The 14,168-nt window shown below is 71.9% G+C and carries 12 protein-coding genes; 3 read left to right on the plus strand and 9 right to left on the minus strand.

Features of this window, described 5'->3' with window-relative positions:
* Positions 1–248 precede the first annotated feature (248 nt).
* From BRM3_RS13005 to BRM3_RS13030, 6 genes are all read right to left on the minus strand, one after another.
* Positions 249–665 (minus strand): cytochrome c oxidase subunit 4, encoded by a 417-nt coding sequence (locus BRM3_RS13005; protein ID WP_263593726.1) that lies wholly within the window; start codon positions 663–665, stop codon positions 249–251.
* A 1-nt stretch (position 666) separates the two neighbouring features.
* The gene (ctaD, locus tag BRM3_RS13010) at positions 667–2,331 is read right to left on the minus strand and encodes an aa3-type cytochrome oxidase subunit I (protein WP_263595467.1); all 1,665 of its coding nucleotides are present in this window, start codon (positions 2,329–2,331) and stop codon (positions 667–669) included.
* Positions 2,332–2,375: 44 nt separating this feature from the next.
* Positions 2,376–3,281 carry an aa3-type cytochrome oxidase subunit II gene (gene ctaC / locus BRM3_RS13015; RefSeq protein WP_263593727.1) on the minus strand — a complete coding sequence of 302 codons (906 nt, stop codon included), beginning with the start codon at positions 3,279–3,281 and terminating at the stop codon, positions 2,376–2,378.
* Between the two features lie 274 nt (positions 3,282–3,555).
* Positions 3,556–3,921: an iron-sulfur cluster insertion protein ErpA gene (erpA, locus tag BRM3_RS13020; RefSeq protein ID WP_263593728.1), complete on the minus strand. Its 366-nt coding sequence runs from the start codon at positions 3,919–3,921 to the stop codon at positions 3,556–3,558.
* A 130-nt stretch (positions 3,922–4,051) separates the two neighbouring features.
* Positions 4,052–4,315, minus strand: coding sequence for a hypothetical protein (locus tag BRM3_RS13025; RefSeq protein ID WP_263593729.1), 264 nt, complete (start codon positions 4,313–4,315; stop codon positions 4,052–4,054).
* Positions 4,312–5,736, minus strand: a complete 1,425-nt coding sequence (locus BRM3_RS13030; RefSeq protein WP_263593730.1) for a dipeptidase — start codon at positions 5,734–5,736, stop codon at positions 4,312–4,314. The genes BRM3_RS13025 and BRM3_RS13030 overlap by 4 nt, the downstream gene beginning before the upstream one ends.
* 72 nt (positions 5,737–5,808) lie before the next feature.
* Between BRM3_RS13030 and BRM3_RS13035 the strand changes: the two genes are divergently transcribed.
* Complete coding sequence (locus BRM3_RS13035) at positions 5,809–6,438, plus strand: DUF3043 domain-containing protein (protein ID WP_263593731.1); 630 nt, start codon at positions 5,809–5,811, stop codon at positions 6,436–6,438.
* 71 nt (positions 6,439–6,509) lie between these two features.
* Here the strand turns inward: BRM3_RS13035 and aspS are convergent, their stop codons facing one another.
* Complete coding sequence (aspS, locus tag BRM3_RS13040) at positions 6,510–8,372, minus strand: aspartate--tRNA ligase (protein WP_263595468.1); 1,863 nt, start codon at positions 8,370–8,372, stop codon at positions 6,510–6,512.
* A 184-nt stretch (positions 8,373–8,556) separates the two neighbouring features.
* On the opposite strand from aspS, the gene BRM3_RS13045 reads away from it, so the two are divergent.
* Entirely contained in the window at positions 8,557–10,401 is a 1,845-nt protein-coding gene (locus tag BRM3_RS13045) for a DEAD/DEAH box helicase (RefSeq protein ID WP_263593732.1), read from the plus strand.
* A gap of 89 nt (positions 10,402–10,490) precedes the next feature.
* On the opposite strand, the gene trxA is transcribed toward BRM3_RS13045, so the two are convergent.
* Both trxA and hisS read right to left on the minus strand, forming a co-directional pair.
* On the minus strand, positions 10,491–10,862 hold the full coding sequence (gene trxA, locus BRM3_RS13050; RefSeq protein WP_263593733.1) for a thioredoxin: 372 nt from the start codon (positions 10,860–10,862) through the stop codon (positions 10,491–10,493).
* 109 nt (positions 10,863–10,971) lie between these two features.
* Complete coding sequence (gene hisS / locus BRM3_RS13055) at positions 10,972–12,327, minus strand: histidine--tRNA ligase (RefSeq protein ID WP_263593734.1); 1,356 nt, start codon at positions 12,325–12,327, stop codon at positions 10,972–10,974.
* 221 nt (positions 12,328–12,548) lie between these two features.
* Between hisS and BRM3_RS13060 the strand changes: the two genes are divergently transcribed.
* Positions 12,549–14,144: a DUF349 domain-containing protein gene (locus BRM3_RS13060; protein ID WP_263593735.1), complete on the plus strand. Its 1,596-nt coding sequence runs from the start codon at positions 12,549–12,551 to the stop codon at positions 14,142–14,144.
* The last annotated feature ends 24 nt before the right edge of the window (positions 14,145–14,168 follow it).

A 14,168-nucleotide genomic window follows, 5' to 3' on the forward strand; every position in this document is an offset into this window, starting at 1 on the left:
GCCTGGGTGCCTCCTTCGGGGGCGGTGGTCGGCGAGGGGACGCTGGTGAGGTGCACGGGCGATATCGCCCGTGCACCTCACCAGCGTCCCGTCCAGGACATCACGCGCCCGCACGCCCGGCGCCGGGCGGCCCGGGGCGTGCTGACGGCCCTGCGCCTCCACGCCTCCACACCCCCTCTCGCACGACGCACAGCGGCCCGGCATCGCACGGGGCGATGCCGGGCCGCTGTGGAGGCCGTGGGCCGGGCTCAGTGGGCGTAAGTGCCGCGGTTGAACTCCATGACCCAGCCGGTGATGCCGTAGATCGCGACGACGGCGCCCAGGCCCGAGATCCACCAGCCGGCGGCGACGCCGAGGAACACCATCGCCGCGGCGATCGCGGTCCACAGGGGCCACCAGCTGTACGGGGCGAACGAGCCCTGGATGCCGGCGTCCGCCGAGACCGGGGCGGACTCGTCGTCCTCCGGGCGGTCCGGATGGCGACGGGCGTTGATGCCCGTCACCGCGGAGATCATGCCGCTCATGCCGCCGGCCATGAGGATCGCGGCGAAGCCCATGGGCTCGAGGCCCAGCAGCTCGTACCTCGAGGTGACGATGCCGTACGCGCACGCCACGACGAGGAAGAACACCATCAGGATCAGGAAGATCCGGGAGGTCGTACGCATATCAGTTGCTGCTCCTGTTCTTCACGGGCTCCTCGTGCAGCACGTGGTCGACGGCCGCCACCTCGGGGTGGTGCAGGTCGAACGCGGGACGCTCGGACCGCACGCGGGGCAGCTCGTGGAAGTTGTGACGCGGCGGCGGGCACGTGGTCGCCCACTCGAGGGAGGCGCCGTAGCCCCACGGGTCGTCCACCGTCACACGCGGCGCCCGCATGTGGGAGATGACGACGTTGAAGATGAACGGCAGGGTGGACACGCCGATGATGAACGCGCCGATCGTGGAGATCTGGTTCATCCAGTCGAACCCGTCCTCCGCGAGGTAGTTGACGTAGCGGCGGGGAGCGCCGAGCACGCCGAGCCAGTGCTGGATCAGGAACGTCATGTGGAACCCGATCATGAGCAGCCAGAAGTGCCACACGCCGATCTTCTCGCTCAGGCGGTACCCGAACATCTTGGGCCACCAGAAGTAGAAGCCCGCGAACATCTCGAAGGCGACCGTGCCGAAGATGACGTAGTGGAAGTGGGCCACCACGAAGTAAGTGTCCGAGAGGTGGAAGTCCAGGATCGGGCTCGACAGGATCACGCCGGTCAGGCCGCCGAAGAGGAACGTCGTCATGAACCCGAGCGTGAACAGCATCGGGGTCTCGAACGTCACCGAGCCGCGCCACATGGTGCCGACCCAGTTGCAGAACTTCACGCCCGTGGGCACCGCGATGAGCATCGTCATGAAGGAGAAGAAGTTCAGCATGACCGCGCCGGTCGTGAACATGTGGTGGGCCCACACCGTCACCGACAGCGCCGCGATCGAGATCGTGGCGTACACGAGAGTCTTGTAGCCGAAGATCGGCTTGCGCGAGAACGCGGGGATGACCTCGGAGGCGATGCCGAAGAACGGCAGCGCGAGCACGTACACCTCGGGGTGCCCGAAGAACCAGAACAGGTGCTGCCACAGCACCGGTCCGCCGTTGGCCGGGTCGAAGATGAGCGCGTCGAAGCGGCGGTCGGCGCCGAGGGCCATGAGGGCCGACGCCAGGGGCGGGAAGGCCATCAGCACGAGCACAGCCGTGATGAGGGTGTTCCAGGTGAAGATCGGCATCCGGAACATGGTCATGCCGGGCATGCGCATGCAGATGATGGTGGTGATGAAGTTGACCGAGCCCAGGATCGTGCCGAAGCCCTGCAACCCCAGTCCGAAGACCCAGAGATCACCGCCTAGGCCTGGTGTGAACGTCGTGTCCGACAAGGGCGCGTAGGCGAACCAGCCGAACGAGGCCGCGCCCTGGGGGGTGAGGAAGCCCGCCACCACGATGAGCGAGCCGAACAGGGTCAGCCAGAACGCGAACATGTTCAGCCGCGGGAACGCCATGTCGACGGCGCCGATCTGCAGCGGCACCAGGTAATTGGCGAAGCCGTTGAACAGCGGGGTGCCGAACATCAGCAGCATGATCGTGCCGTGCATCGTGAACAGCTGGTTGTACTGGTCCTTGGAGACCACGACCTGCAGGCCGGGCTCCCACAGCTCCGCACGGATCATGAGCGCGAGCACACCGCCGAAGCAGAAGAACGCGAAGGCCATGCCCATGTACATCATGCCGATCAGCTTGTGATCGGTCGTGGTCAGGAGGTTGAAGAACTTCTTGCCCAGCGTGGTCGGCTGCGTCTCCGGCACGAAGTGCTCGGTGCCGACGGTCGGGGCGACGGGGGTTCCCGTGGTCACTTCGCGTCCTCCTTCTCGTCCTGCAGAGCCTTGTCGGTGCGATCGCGCATGTTCCAGTCACGCTGCTCGCGGTTGAGGTCCACGCTCAGCTGACCCGAGTTGCCCTCGTCGCGCAGATCCTGCAGGTGCTGCTCGAACTCCTCGGGCGAGACCACCTTGACGTTGAAGAGCATGTCGGAGTGGTACTCGCCGCACAGCTCGGCGCACTTGCCGCGGTAGGTGCCCTCCTTGGTGGGGGTCACCTGGAAGGTGTTGGTGTGCCCCGGGAACATGTCCTTCTTGTAAAGGAAGTCGGTGATCCAGAAGGAGTGCACGACGTCGCGGGAGTCGAGGGTGAACTCGACGGTCTCGTTGACCGGGAGGTAGAGCACGGGCAGGGAGTCCTCGGCGCCCTCGGTGCCGGTCTCGAAGGACTGCACGCCCGCGGGCTCGTGGACGTCGGCGTCCACGTAGTTGAAGTCCCAGCTCCACTGCTTGGCCACGACGTTGACGGTCAGGTCGGGCTGGGCGCTGACGTCCTCGGTCGAGGCGACGTCGCGCTGGGTGAAGTAGAACAGCGACATGATCATCACGACCGGGATGAGCGTGAAGATCATCTCGAGCGGCACGTGGTAGCGCAGCTGGATCGGGAAGCCGGTGTCGCCCTTGCGGCGACGGTAGGCGATCGCGCACCAGATGATGAGGGCCCAGACGATGAGGCCGACGATCACGAGGGCGGCCCACGAGCCGACCCACATGTGCATGATCCGGCCGGTCTGGTTGGTGACCTCGTGCTCGGAGTCGCCGGGCAGATAGCCGCGCTTCTGCTCGGCCGTGCATCCGGCGAGCGCGAGCGATGCCAGCACGAGGCCCGCGGCCAGACGGGCCGTGCGCCTCGGGCGATGAGGAGTCTGGGGGATCACAGGATGACCTTCCGCTCTTCTTCCCCTGCCGTCCCGAGGAGAGGGGACGCTGTGCAGGAGGTCGTTGACGATCAGGGTTGGGGCTGACCCCTCCGCCGCGGCCCGAACCCGTCGGATGCGCACGGCGCATGGGATCGGAGCGCCGGGACGTGACGGCACGTCGTCATCATACCCGGTCACGACCCGGCCGCGAGCACGGACACTCCCGCGGACGGGAGCGGCCCGGGCATCCTCCGCAGGAGGACACCCGGGCCGCATCACGGCGCCGAGGCGATCAGCTGAACGAGTCGCCGCACGCGCACGAGCTCTGGGCATTGGGGTTGTCGATCGTGAAGCCCTGCTTCTCGATCGTGTCGGCGAAGTCGATGACGGCGCCCGTGAGGTACGGGGTGCTCATCTTGTCGACGACGACCTCGACGCCGTCGAAGTCGACCGCCGCGTCGCCGTCGAGCAGACGCTCGTCGAAGTAGAGCTGGTAGATCAGGCCCGAGCAGCCGCCGGGCTGGACGGCGATCCGCAGACGCAGGTCGTCGCGGCCCTCCTGCTCGAGCAGGGAGGTGACCTTCGCGGCCGCCTCCGGCGTCAGGGTCACGCCGTGAGCGGGCGCGGTCTCGGTGCGCTCGATGGACGTGGTCGTCATGGATGTACCTCCTGGGGACGGTTCGCCCCCAGCCTACGCCCCCGCTCCCCCGCAGAGGAGACCCCGGACGTGCGTCCGCGCACGGCGCAACGGGAGGCTCTCGCGACGTGCCGCGAGCCGGCCGGGTCGATCAGCCGAAGCCGTGCAGCACGGCCAGCAGCATGACCCCGCCGAAGCCGAGCGCCCCGCCGAGCACGGCCGCGACCGATGCCTCCCGCTGGGTGGGCCGTGCCAGGGCGAGCGCGAACGCGGCGAGGACCACGGCGAGGAGCCAGATCCCGGCCCACGGCCCGACGGCGAAGGTGAGCACCGCCGTGGTCACGAGGGCCAGGAAGAGGAAGGGGACGGCGAGCGGCGAGACCCGGACCGGCTGCCGGGGCGGCTGGTCGGTCATGCCGCGGAGCCGCGCTCGGGGCCGCCGCGCAGGGTCTCGGCGTCGCGCAGCAGCAGCGCCTCGGCGACGCACACCCGCGCGAACTCGCCCAGGTGCAGGGACTCGTCGATGCCGTGCGCGCGGGAATCGGGGTCCTCGACCCCGGTCACGAGCACCTCGGCGCCCGGGAACACCTCGAGCAGGTCGGCGATGAACGGGATCGAGCCGCCGAGACCGGTGTCGACGGGCTCGGTGCCCCATGCGCGGCTGAACGCGCTGCGGGCCAGCGCCATCGCGGCGGTGTCCTCGCCGGCCTGGAAGGGGCGGCCCTCCTCGCCGCGGGCCACCTCGACCTGGGCGCCGAAGGGCGCGTGCTCGAGCAGGTGGCGCTCGAGGGCCTCCATGGCGGCGCGCGGGTCCTGACCGGGCGGGATGCGCAGCGAGAGCTTGGCGCGTGCGGCGGGCACGAGCGTGTTGGAGGCGCGGGCGACCTCGGGCGCGTCGATCCCGAGCACCGCCAGGGCGGGGCGGGTCCACAGCCGCGCCGCGACCGGGCCGCTGCCGGCGAGCCGGACGCCGTCGAGGACACCGGCGTCACGCCGGTAGTCGACCTCGGGCATCTCGACGGACGGGTCCTCGGCCCGCACGAGCCCCTCGACCGCGACCTCCCCGTCCTCGTCGTGCAACGTGGCCACGAGACGTGACAGCAGGGTCAGGGAGTCCAGCACGGGGCCGCCGAACATGCCCGAGTGGACCGCGTGGCGCAGGACGCGGACGGTCACGGTCAGGTCGACGACGCCGCGCAGGCTCGTGGTCAGCGCGGGCGTGCCGACCGCCCAGTTGGCGGAGTCCGCGACGATGATGAGGTCGGCCGAGAGGTCCTCGGCGTAGGTCTCGATGAAGGGGCGGAAGGTCGGCGAGCCGGCCTCCTCCTCCCCCTCGACGAACACCGTGACGCCGATGCCCCGCTCGGCGAGCTCGTCGCCGACCAGGCGCAGCGCCGTCACGTGGGCCATCACCCCCGCCTTGTCGTCGGCCGCCCCGCGCCCGTAGAGACGGTCGCCCCGGCGCTCGGGCTCGAACGGCGACGAGGTCCACGTGCTCTCGTCGCCCGTGGGCTGCACGTCGTGGTGGGCGTACAGCAGGACGGTGGGCCGCCCCTCGCGCGCGGGACGGCGGGCGATGACGGCGGGCGAGCCTCCCTCGACCCGTTCGATGCGCACGTCCGGCAGCCCCGTGGAGGCGAGCAGCTCGGCGACCGCCTTCGCGCTGCGCTCGACGGGCTCGCGGTCATAGCCCGCGAAGGCGATCGACGGGATGCGCACGAGGGACTCGAGGTCGGCGACGGAGCGGTCGAGGATCCCCTCGAGACGCTCGCGCAGCGCGGCGACGTAGGCGGGAGCTGAATCGGCGGGACCGGCGGGATGAGAGGTGGAGGCCATGGCGCTCACGCTATCGCGCGCGGCGCCGCGTCGGAGGCCGGGGGCCCGGCGTCCTCCGCCTAGAATGCACGGGTGAGATTCCGCAGAGCATCCCGAGACGACGTCCCGGGCGTCACCACGCCCGTGGACACGACGTCCCCCGATCCGGCCGCGGAGCCCGGCCGTACGCCCAAGAAGGGGCGGCCCACCCGCAACCGGCGCGAGGCGCAGGAGGCTCGCCAGCGCCCGCTCGTCCCGGCCGACCGCAAGGAGGCCCGGCGGCAGTCCCGCGCCCGCTCGACCGAGGCGCGCGCACAGGCGCAGCAGGCGATGATGACGGGCGACGAGGCCCACATGCCGGCCCAGCACCGCGGCAGCGACCGGCGCCTCGTGCGCGACATGATCGACGCGCGGCACAACCTGGCCGAGTACTTCTTCCCCGTCGCGCTCCTGCTCATGCTGATCGCGCTCGTCACCCCGCTCGTGGTGCCGGACCTGTACGCCACGATGAGCACGCTCATGCTGGTGGTGCTGTGGGGCGGCATCCTCGCGTGCGTGATCGACGCCTTCGTGATCCGGCGCCGCCTGCGCGCCGCCCTGACCGAGCGCTTCGGCTTCGTCTCCCCCGGCCTCGTCTCCTACGGCAACATGCGTGCGATCCAGATCCGCCGCTGGCGCATCCCCAAGCCGCAGGTCGAGCACAGCGACACGCCGCGCCGCTGATCTCCCCCGATCACGAACGGGCCCGCACCCCCTGAGCAGGGGATGCGGGCCCGTTCGCCGTGCGTGGCCGCTCAGGCGGGATCGGCGCCCTCGGGAGCCGCGCCGCCGGCCGCGCCGAGCGGGGTCTGCGCCTCGTCGGCGTCGGCGGCCGTGGCCTCCTGGGCCGTGCGGGCGCGGGGGCTCTCGGGCTTCGCGTCGACGCCGGCCTCCTTGCGCTGCGCGGCCGTGATCGGCGCGGGGGCCTGGGTGAGCGGGTCGAAGCCGCCGCCGGACTTGGGGAACGCGATCACGTCGCGAATCGAGTCGGTCCCGGCCAGCAGCGCGACGATGCGGTCCCAGCCGAATGCGATGCCGCCGTGGGGCGGGGCGCCGAAGGCGAACGCGTCGAGCAGGAAGCCGAACTTCTCGCGCGCCTGCTCCTCGTCGATCCCCATCACGGAGAACACGCGCTCCTGCACGTCGCGCTGGTGGATGCGGATCGAGCCGCCGCCGATCTCGTTGCCGTTGCAGACGATGTCGTACGCATAGGCGAGGGCCGCGCCGGGATCCTCATCGAAGGTGTCGAGGAACTCGGGCTTGGGGGCCGTGAAGGCGTGGTGCACGGCGGTCCAGGCGCCCGAGCCGACCGCGACGTCCCCCGCGGCGACGGCGTCGCCCGCGGGCTCGAACATCGGGGCGTCGACGACCCACACGAAGGCCCATGCGTCCTCGTCGATGAGACCGAGGCGCTCGGCGATCTCGTTGCGCGCCGCGCCCAGCAGGGCACGGGACGTCTTGGCCTCGCCCGCGGCGAAGAACACGCAGTCGCCCGGCTCGGCGCCGACCTTCGCGGCCAGTCCCTGCTTCTCGGCGTCGGAGATGTTCTTGGACACGGGGCCCGTGAGCGTGCCGTCCTCCTGGACGAGCACGTAGGCCAGTCCGCGGGCGCCGCGCTGCTTGGCCCACTCCTGCCAGCCGTCGAGCGTGCGGCGCGGCTGGGAGGCGCCGCCCTTCATGACCACCGCGCCGACGTAGGGCGCCTGGAACACCCGGAAGGGGGTGTCGGCGAAGTACTCCGTCATCTCGGTGATCTCGAGGTCGAAGCGCAGGTCGGGCTTGTCCGAGCCGTAGCGGCGCATCGCCTCGGCATACGTCATGCGCGGGATCGGGACCGGGATCTCGTAACCGATCGTGCGCCACACCGCGGTGAGGATCTGCTCGGCGAGGGCGATCACGTCCTCCTGGTCCACGAAGCTCATCTCGATGTCGAGCTGGGTGAACTCGGGCTGCCGGTCCGCGCGGAAGTCCTCGTCGCGGTAGCAGCGGGCGAGCTGGAAGTACTTCTCCATGCCGGCCACCATGAGCAGCTGCTTGAACAGCTGCGGGGACTGCGGGAGCGCGTACCACGAGCCCGGGGACAGGCGCGCCGGGACCAGGAAGTCGCGCGCGCCCTCGGGGGTCGAGCGGGTCAGCGTCGGGGTCTCGATCTCGACGAAGCCGTCGTCGAGCAGCACGTCGCGCGCCGCCCGGTTGACGGTCGAGCGCAGGCGCAGGGCCTTCGCGGGGCCCTCACGGCGCAGGTCGAGGTAGCGGTAGCGCAGCCGCGCCTCCTCGCCGACCTCGCTGTGCGCGTCGAGCTGGAAGGGAAGGGGCGCCGAGGGGTTGAGCACCGTGACCTCGGTCGCGGTGACCTCGATGCCGCCCGTGGCCAGCTGCGGGTTCTCGTTGCCCTCCGGGCGCCGGTCGACGGTGCCGGTGACCTGCAGCACGTACTCGTTGCGCAGGTGCATGGCCTCGTCCTCGCGCACGACGACCTGGGCGACGCCGCTCGCGTCGCGCAGATCCAGGAACGTCACCCCGCCGTGATCTCGGCGCCGGCCGATCCAGCCGGTGAGGGTGACGGTCTGACCGGCGTGCTCCTCGCGGAGCTCTCCGGCATGATGGGTGCGCAGCACGGCAATGTCCTTCGTGACGTGGATGGGGCAGCCGCCGAGCGCTCCCGACGGCACGGCGATCCTACCGCGGGCGTGAGCGATCTCGCCTGTCGGGACCCTGGGGCAGACGCCCCGACGCGCCTAGACTCAAGAGGTCCTGACCTGCGTTGGAGTGGGTCCGCCCCACCCCCAGATCGAGGACACGATGATCGACCACGCCCCCAGCCCGTCCACCGCCGAGAGCAGCGAGGCCCCCTCGCAGCCCGAAGGCCCGACCTTCGCCGACCTCGACCTGCCGGCACCCCTGCAGCGAGCGGTCGCCACCCTCGGCTTCACGACCCCCTCCCCCATCCAGGCGCAGGCGATCCCCGCCCTCCTGGACGGACGCGACGTGATCGGCGTCGCGCAGACCGGCACCGGCAAGACGGCCGCCTTCGGCCTGCCCCTGCTGACCGCGGTCGACCCCGCGGACCGCTCGACGCAGGCGATCGTGATGGCCCCCACGCGCGAGCTCGCGATGCAGGTGGCCGACGCGATCGGCTCCTTCGCCCACGACGTCGACGGCCTGTCGGTCACCGCCGTCTACGGCGGCTCCCCCTACGGCCCCCAGGAGCGGGCGCTGTCCAAGGGCGCGCAGGTCGTGGTGGGCACGCCCGGTCGCGTGATCGATCACCTCAAGAAGGGCAACCTGCGCCTGGACACCGTGAAGTACGTCGTGCTCGACGAGGCCGACGAGATGCTGCGCATGGGCTTCGCCGAGGACGTCGAGGAGATCCTCTCCTACACCCCGGCCACGAAGCAGGTCGCGCTGTTCTCCGCGACCATGCCCCCGGCCATCCAGAAGGTCGCGGCCGACCACATGACCGACCCCGTGAGCGTGTCCGTCGCCCGCCAGTCCTCGACCGTCACGTCGGTGCGCCAGCGCTACGCCGTCGTCCCGTTCCGGCACAAGACCGGTGCGCTCGCGCGCGTGCTCGCGACCTCCGACGCCGATGCCGCGATCGTCTTCGTGCGCACCCGCTCGGCGGCCGAGGAGGTCGGCGTCGAGCTCGTGGCGCGCGGCGTCGTGGCCGCGACCATCAGCGGCGACGTCGCGCAGAACGAGCGCGAGCGGATCGTCGAGCGCCTGCGCAACGGCACCCTCGACGTGCTCGTCGCGACCGACGTGGCCGCCCGCGGCCTCGACGTCGAGCGCATCGGGCTCGTCGTGAACTTCGACGTGCCGGGCGAGCCGGAGGCGTACGTCCACCGCATCGGCCGCACCGGCCGCGCCGGCCGCACGGGCGAGGCCCTCACCTTCGTCGCGCCCCATGAGCGCCGCAAGCTGCGCGCGATCGAGAAGACGACCCGGCAGACCCTCGAGGAGATCCAGGTCCCCTCCCCCGCCGACGTCTCCCGGCATCGCATGAAGAAGCTGCTCGAGCGCGTGCCCGAGCGCGCCGAGAAGGGGCGCCTGGGCATCTACACCGAGCTCGTGGGCGAGTTCCTCGCGACCTCCGGCACCGACCCGGCCCAGCTCGCGGCCGTGCTGGGTGCGATCGCGGTGGGCGACGAGGGCCCCGGCACCCGCACCGAGGAGGAGGAGTTCACGGGCGCCTCGCTCAAGGGCCAGGACCGGCCCGAGCGCGGCGGCCGCGACGACGACCGCCGCAGCGGCGGCCCCCGGCCCTCGTCCAAGGGCTACACCGCCTACCGCATCGGGGTGGGCCACAGCCACGGCGCCAAGCCGCCGGCCATCGTCGGCACCATCACCGGTGAGGGCGGCCTGACCGGGAAGGACATCGGCAAGATCGACATCCTGGGCTCGTTCTCCCTGGTGGAGGTGCGCGGCGAGCTGTCCGAGGAGCAGCTGGCCCGGATCGGCCGGGCCCGGATCGCGGGCCGCGCCCTGCGGATCGCCAAGGACACGGGCCCGAAGTCCGGCGGCGCCAAGAAGTTCAACCCCCGCCACGACGACCGCGGCGATCGCCGCTTCGACAAGCGCGGCCAGTACGACAAGCGGGATCGCACGGGCGACCGCTACGACCGCCACGGCGCCCGCCGCCCCTGACACGGCTCCGGGGCCCGGCGACGCCGGGCCCCGGATGCACGAACGCCCCGCACCGATCGGTGCGGGGCGTTCGTCGTCGGCGGCGGGGCTCAGCCCTGCTGCTGGGCCTTGGCCTGCTCGTAGGCCTTGGAGACCTCGGCCATGTCGAGCTTCTCGATCTGGCCGATGAGATCCTCGAGGTCCGCCTCGCGCAGCGCGCCGGGCTGCGAGAAGACCGGGATGCCGTCGCGGTAGGCGACGAGGGTCGGGATTGAGGTGACGCCGTACTGCATCGCCAGCTGCTGCTGGTCCTCGGTGTCGACCTTGGCGAAGGTGATGTCCTCGTGCGCCTCGGAGGCCTTGTCGAAGATCGGCGCGAACCGCTGGCAGGGGACGCACCAGCCGGCCCAGAAGTCGATCAGGACGATGCCGTCCTTGACGGTGTCGTCGTGGTTGGCGGTGGTCAGTGTCGTGGTAGGCATATCGGCTCCAACGTCGGGCGAGGGCGGAAGATTCCCGGGTGTCCGGGGGATGTGATGTGGGCCATCGCCCACGGGCGGGCGCCGGGCGGGGAGGGCGGGACCGGACCGCTCAGCCGTCGGCCCGCACGACGCGAGGACGCAGGTCCTCGGCCGGCGGCTCCCACGTCGACGGCTCGGCGGGCACCTGCTCGCCCGAGCGGATGTCGCGCACCGCGTGCTCCTCGTCGCCGGCCCCCGGGAACCAGACGAACGGGATCTGCCGGCGGTCGGCGTAGCGGATCTGCTTGCCGAACTTGGCGGCGGTCGGCGCGATCTCGGCGGGGATGCCGCGTCGGCGCAGGGCGGTCGCCACGGCCTCGCTGTGCCCGCGCGCCTCCTCGTCGGCCACGGCCACCAGCACGCACGTGGGCACGGGCCGGGTGGCGCTCGCGATGCCCGCCGAGAGCACGCGCGAGACGAGCCGGGACAGGCCGATCGAGAGCCCGACGCCGGGGTAGCCGTGACGGTTGTCGGCGGCCAGACGGTCGTAGCGCCCGCCCGAGCAGACCGAGCCGAGCGAGGCGTGCCCCTCGACGAAGGTCTCGAACACGGTGCCGGTGTAGTAGTCGAGGCCGCGGGCGATCGAGAGGTCGGCGACGCACACGCCCGGCACGGCGGTGTTGACCCGGCGCACCACGTCGGCCAGCTCCGCGATCCCCTCCTCCATCAGCTCGCCGTGACCGCCGAGCGCCCGGACCTGGTCGGCGAAGCCCTCGTCGCCGGTGCGGATGCCGGCGAAGGCGAGGCACGCCTGCGCCTGCTCGGCGCTCGCTGCGGCCTCCTCGCGCAGCAGGGCCGCGACGGCGTCGGGGCCGATCTTGGCGAGCTTGTCGAGGCAGCGCAGCGCCGCCTGGGTGTCCTCGACCCCGATCGAGCGGAAGAACCCCTCGGACAGCTTGCGGTTGTTGGCGTGGATGGTGAAGCCGGGCAGCGGGAGCGCCGCGAGGATCTCCGCCATCACGATCGCCACCTCGGCCTCGACGTGCACGGGCAGCGTGTCCTGGCCGATCACGTCGAGGTCGGCCTGGTAGAACTCGCGGAAGCGGCCGTCCTGGGGCCGCTCGCCGCGCCACACCTTCTGGACCTGGTAGCGACGGAAGGGGAACGCGAGGTCGTTCTGGTGCTCGAGCACGTAGCGGGCCAGCGGCACGGTGAGGTCGAAGTGGAGCCCGAGCTGGCGGTCGGGGTCGGCCTGCTCGGCGTCGGGCCCCTCGTCGTCGGCGTGCAGGCGCCGCAGCACGTACACCTCCTTGTCGATCTCGCCCTTGCGCAGCAGCTGGCTCATCGGCTCGACGGCGCGCGTCTCGAGCCCGGAGAACCCGTGCAGCTCGGCGACCCGGCGGAACGTGTCGATGACATGCTGCTCGACGATCCGCTCGGCGGGGAGCCATTCGGGGAATCCGGACAGGGCGCTGATCTTCGCCATCGGGCGATCTCCTTGCCTCGCTGAGGCGGTCGGGTGCGGTGCCCCGCCATTATCGCCGGATGTCGGTCCCGGCGGCGCCGCCGCCGGGGTCCGGACGCCGCGCCCGACGGTGCGGACGGCCTGTAGAGTTCCGGGGTGATGCCCCCGGGCGTCCCACCGAACCTGCCGCGACCCGCGGCTGTGCCCCGCCCTTGCAGCGGAAACGACCGAAGGAGCTCCCCGTGAGCGAGTCCGAGACCCCCGTCCCGCGCCCGACCCCGCGCCCCCAGCCGCCGAGCCCGGCGGCCCTCGCCGGCAGACCGGCGCACGCCCCCCTGGTCCCGGCGGCGCCCCCGAAGCAGGAGTACGACGAGTCCGCGGTCGGCGAGGCCCTGGCCTACGGCGACGTGCGCGAGGACGGCACCGTCACCGTGCAGGACGGCACCCAGGTGCGCGAGATCGGCGCCGTGCCGGGCACGCCCGCCGCGCGTGTCCCCGCCGCCGGGACCGACGGCGCCGACGAGGCCCCGGCCACGCAGGACGGCACCGCGCAGGTCGACACCGACGAGGCTCCCGCTGCCGAGGCCCCGGCCGAGAGCGCACCGACCGAGGGCACGCCGGCCGACGACGAGGCGACCGGCGAGGCTCCCGCAACGGACGACGGCGCCGCCGGCGTCGAGATCGACCGCGAGGCGGTGCTGCGCCCCTTCGCGACGGCCTATCTGGACCTGGTCGCCTTCCTCGACCTGACCGAGCAGAAGCTCTCCGCCCCCTCGCACACCCAGGCCGAGCTCAACCGGCTGCTCGAGCAGCTCCGCAAGAACCTCAAGGAGCCCAAGGTCGTCGGGGACATCCCGGCGCTGCGGGCCCGCGCGAACGAGCTGCGCGAGAAGGCCAAGGAGCTCATCCAGGCGATGGAGGCCGAGCGCGCGGCCGCACGCGAGGCGGCCGCGGCCCGTCGCACCGAGTTCGTCGAGTCCATCGAGGCGCTCGCGTCCGAGGACCCCTCTCGCATCTCGTGGAAGAGCGCCGGGGAGACCATGCGCCAGATGGTCCCGACCTGGAAGGCGATGCAGAAGGAGGACCGCGGGCTGGACCGCGCGACCGAGGATGCGCTGTGGAAGCGGCTGTCCGCCGCCCGTGGCGCCTTCGACCGGCAGCGCAAGCAGTTCTTCTCCCAGCTCGACGAGCAGCACGGCGAGGCCGAACGCGTCAAGGACGAGCTCATCGCACAGGCCGAGGCCCTGCGCGACTCGACCGACTGGGGCCCGACGGTCCGCGCCTACCGCGACCTCATGGACCAGTGGCGCGCGGCGCCGCGCGGGAACCGCAAGAAGGACGACGCCCAGTGGGCACGGTTCAAGGCCGCCCAGGACACCTTCTTCGCGGCGCGCAACGCCGACCTCCACGCGACCGATGCCGAGCAGCGGGAGAACCTCGCCGTCAAGGAGCAGCTGCTCGCCGAGGCCGAGGCCCTCCTGCCCGTGGGCGACCACAAGCAGGCGGCCGAGTCGCTGCGCCGGATCCAGGATCGCTGGGAGGACGCCGGCAAGGTGCCGCGCGGCGACATCCGGCGCATCGAGGACCGTCTGCGTGCCGTCGAGCGCGCGGTCAAGAAGGCCGAGGACGACGAGTGGCGTCGCACCGATCCGCGCACCAGGGCACGCGTCGAGGGCGCCTCCTCGCAGCTGCAGGCGGCGATCGCGAGCTACGAGGAGGATCTCGAGGCGGCTCGTGCGAGCGGCGATCCGCGGCGCATCGAGGAGGCCGAGAAGGCCCTCGCGGCGCGCCGCGAGTGGCTCGCCGTGATCGAGCGCTCCGCGCGCGACCTCGGCTGACCCCGCGCCGCCCGGCCGGTGCCG

The organism is Brachybacterium huguangmaarense (genome assembly GCF_025725725.1).
GTDB classification, from domain to species: Bacteria; Actinomycetota; Actinomycetes; order Actinomycetales; family Dermabacteraceae; genus Brachybacterium; species Brachybacterium huguangmaarense.

Excerpts from the sequence above, each read along its gene's own strand:
- BRM3_RS13025 (WP_263593729.1), bottom strand. The coding sequence starts at position 4,315 with ATGACCGACCAGCCGCCCCGGCAGCCGGTCCGGGTCTCGCCGCTCGCC.
- BRM3_RS13045 (WP_263593732.1), top strand. The coding sequence starts at position 8,557 with ATGATCGACCACGCCCCCAGCCCGTCCACCGCCGAGAGCAGCGAGGCC.
- trxA (WP_263593733.1), bottom strand. The coding sequence starts at position 10,862 with ATGCCTACCACGACACTGACCACCGCCAACCACGACGACACCGTCAAG.
- BRM3_RS13005 (WP_263593726.1), bottom strand. The coding sequence starts at position 665 with ATGCGTACGACCTCCCGGATCTTCCTGATCCTGATGGTGTTCTTCCTC.
- BRM3_RS13030 (WP_263593730.1), bottom strand. The coding sequence starts at position 5,736 with ATGGCCTCCACCTCTCATCCCGCCGGTCCCGCCGATTCAGCTCCCGCC.
- erpA (WP_263593728.1), bottom strand. The coding sequence starts at position 3,921 with ATGACGACCACGTCCATCGAGCGCACCGAGACCGCGCCCGCTCACGGC.
- hisS (WP_263593734.1), bottom strand. The coding sequence starts at position 12,327 with ATGGCGAAGATCAGCGCCCTGTCCGGATTCCCCGAATGGCTCCCCGCC.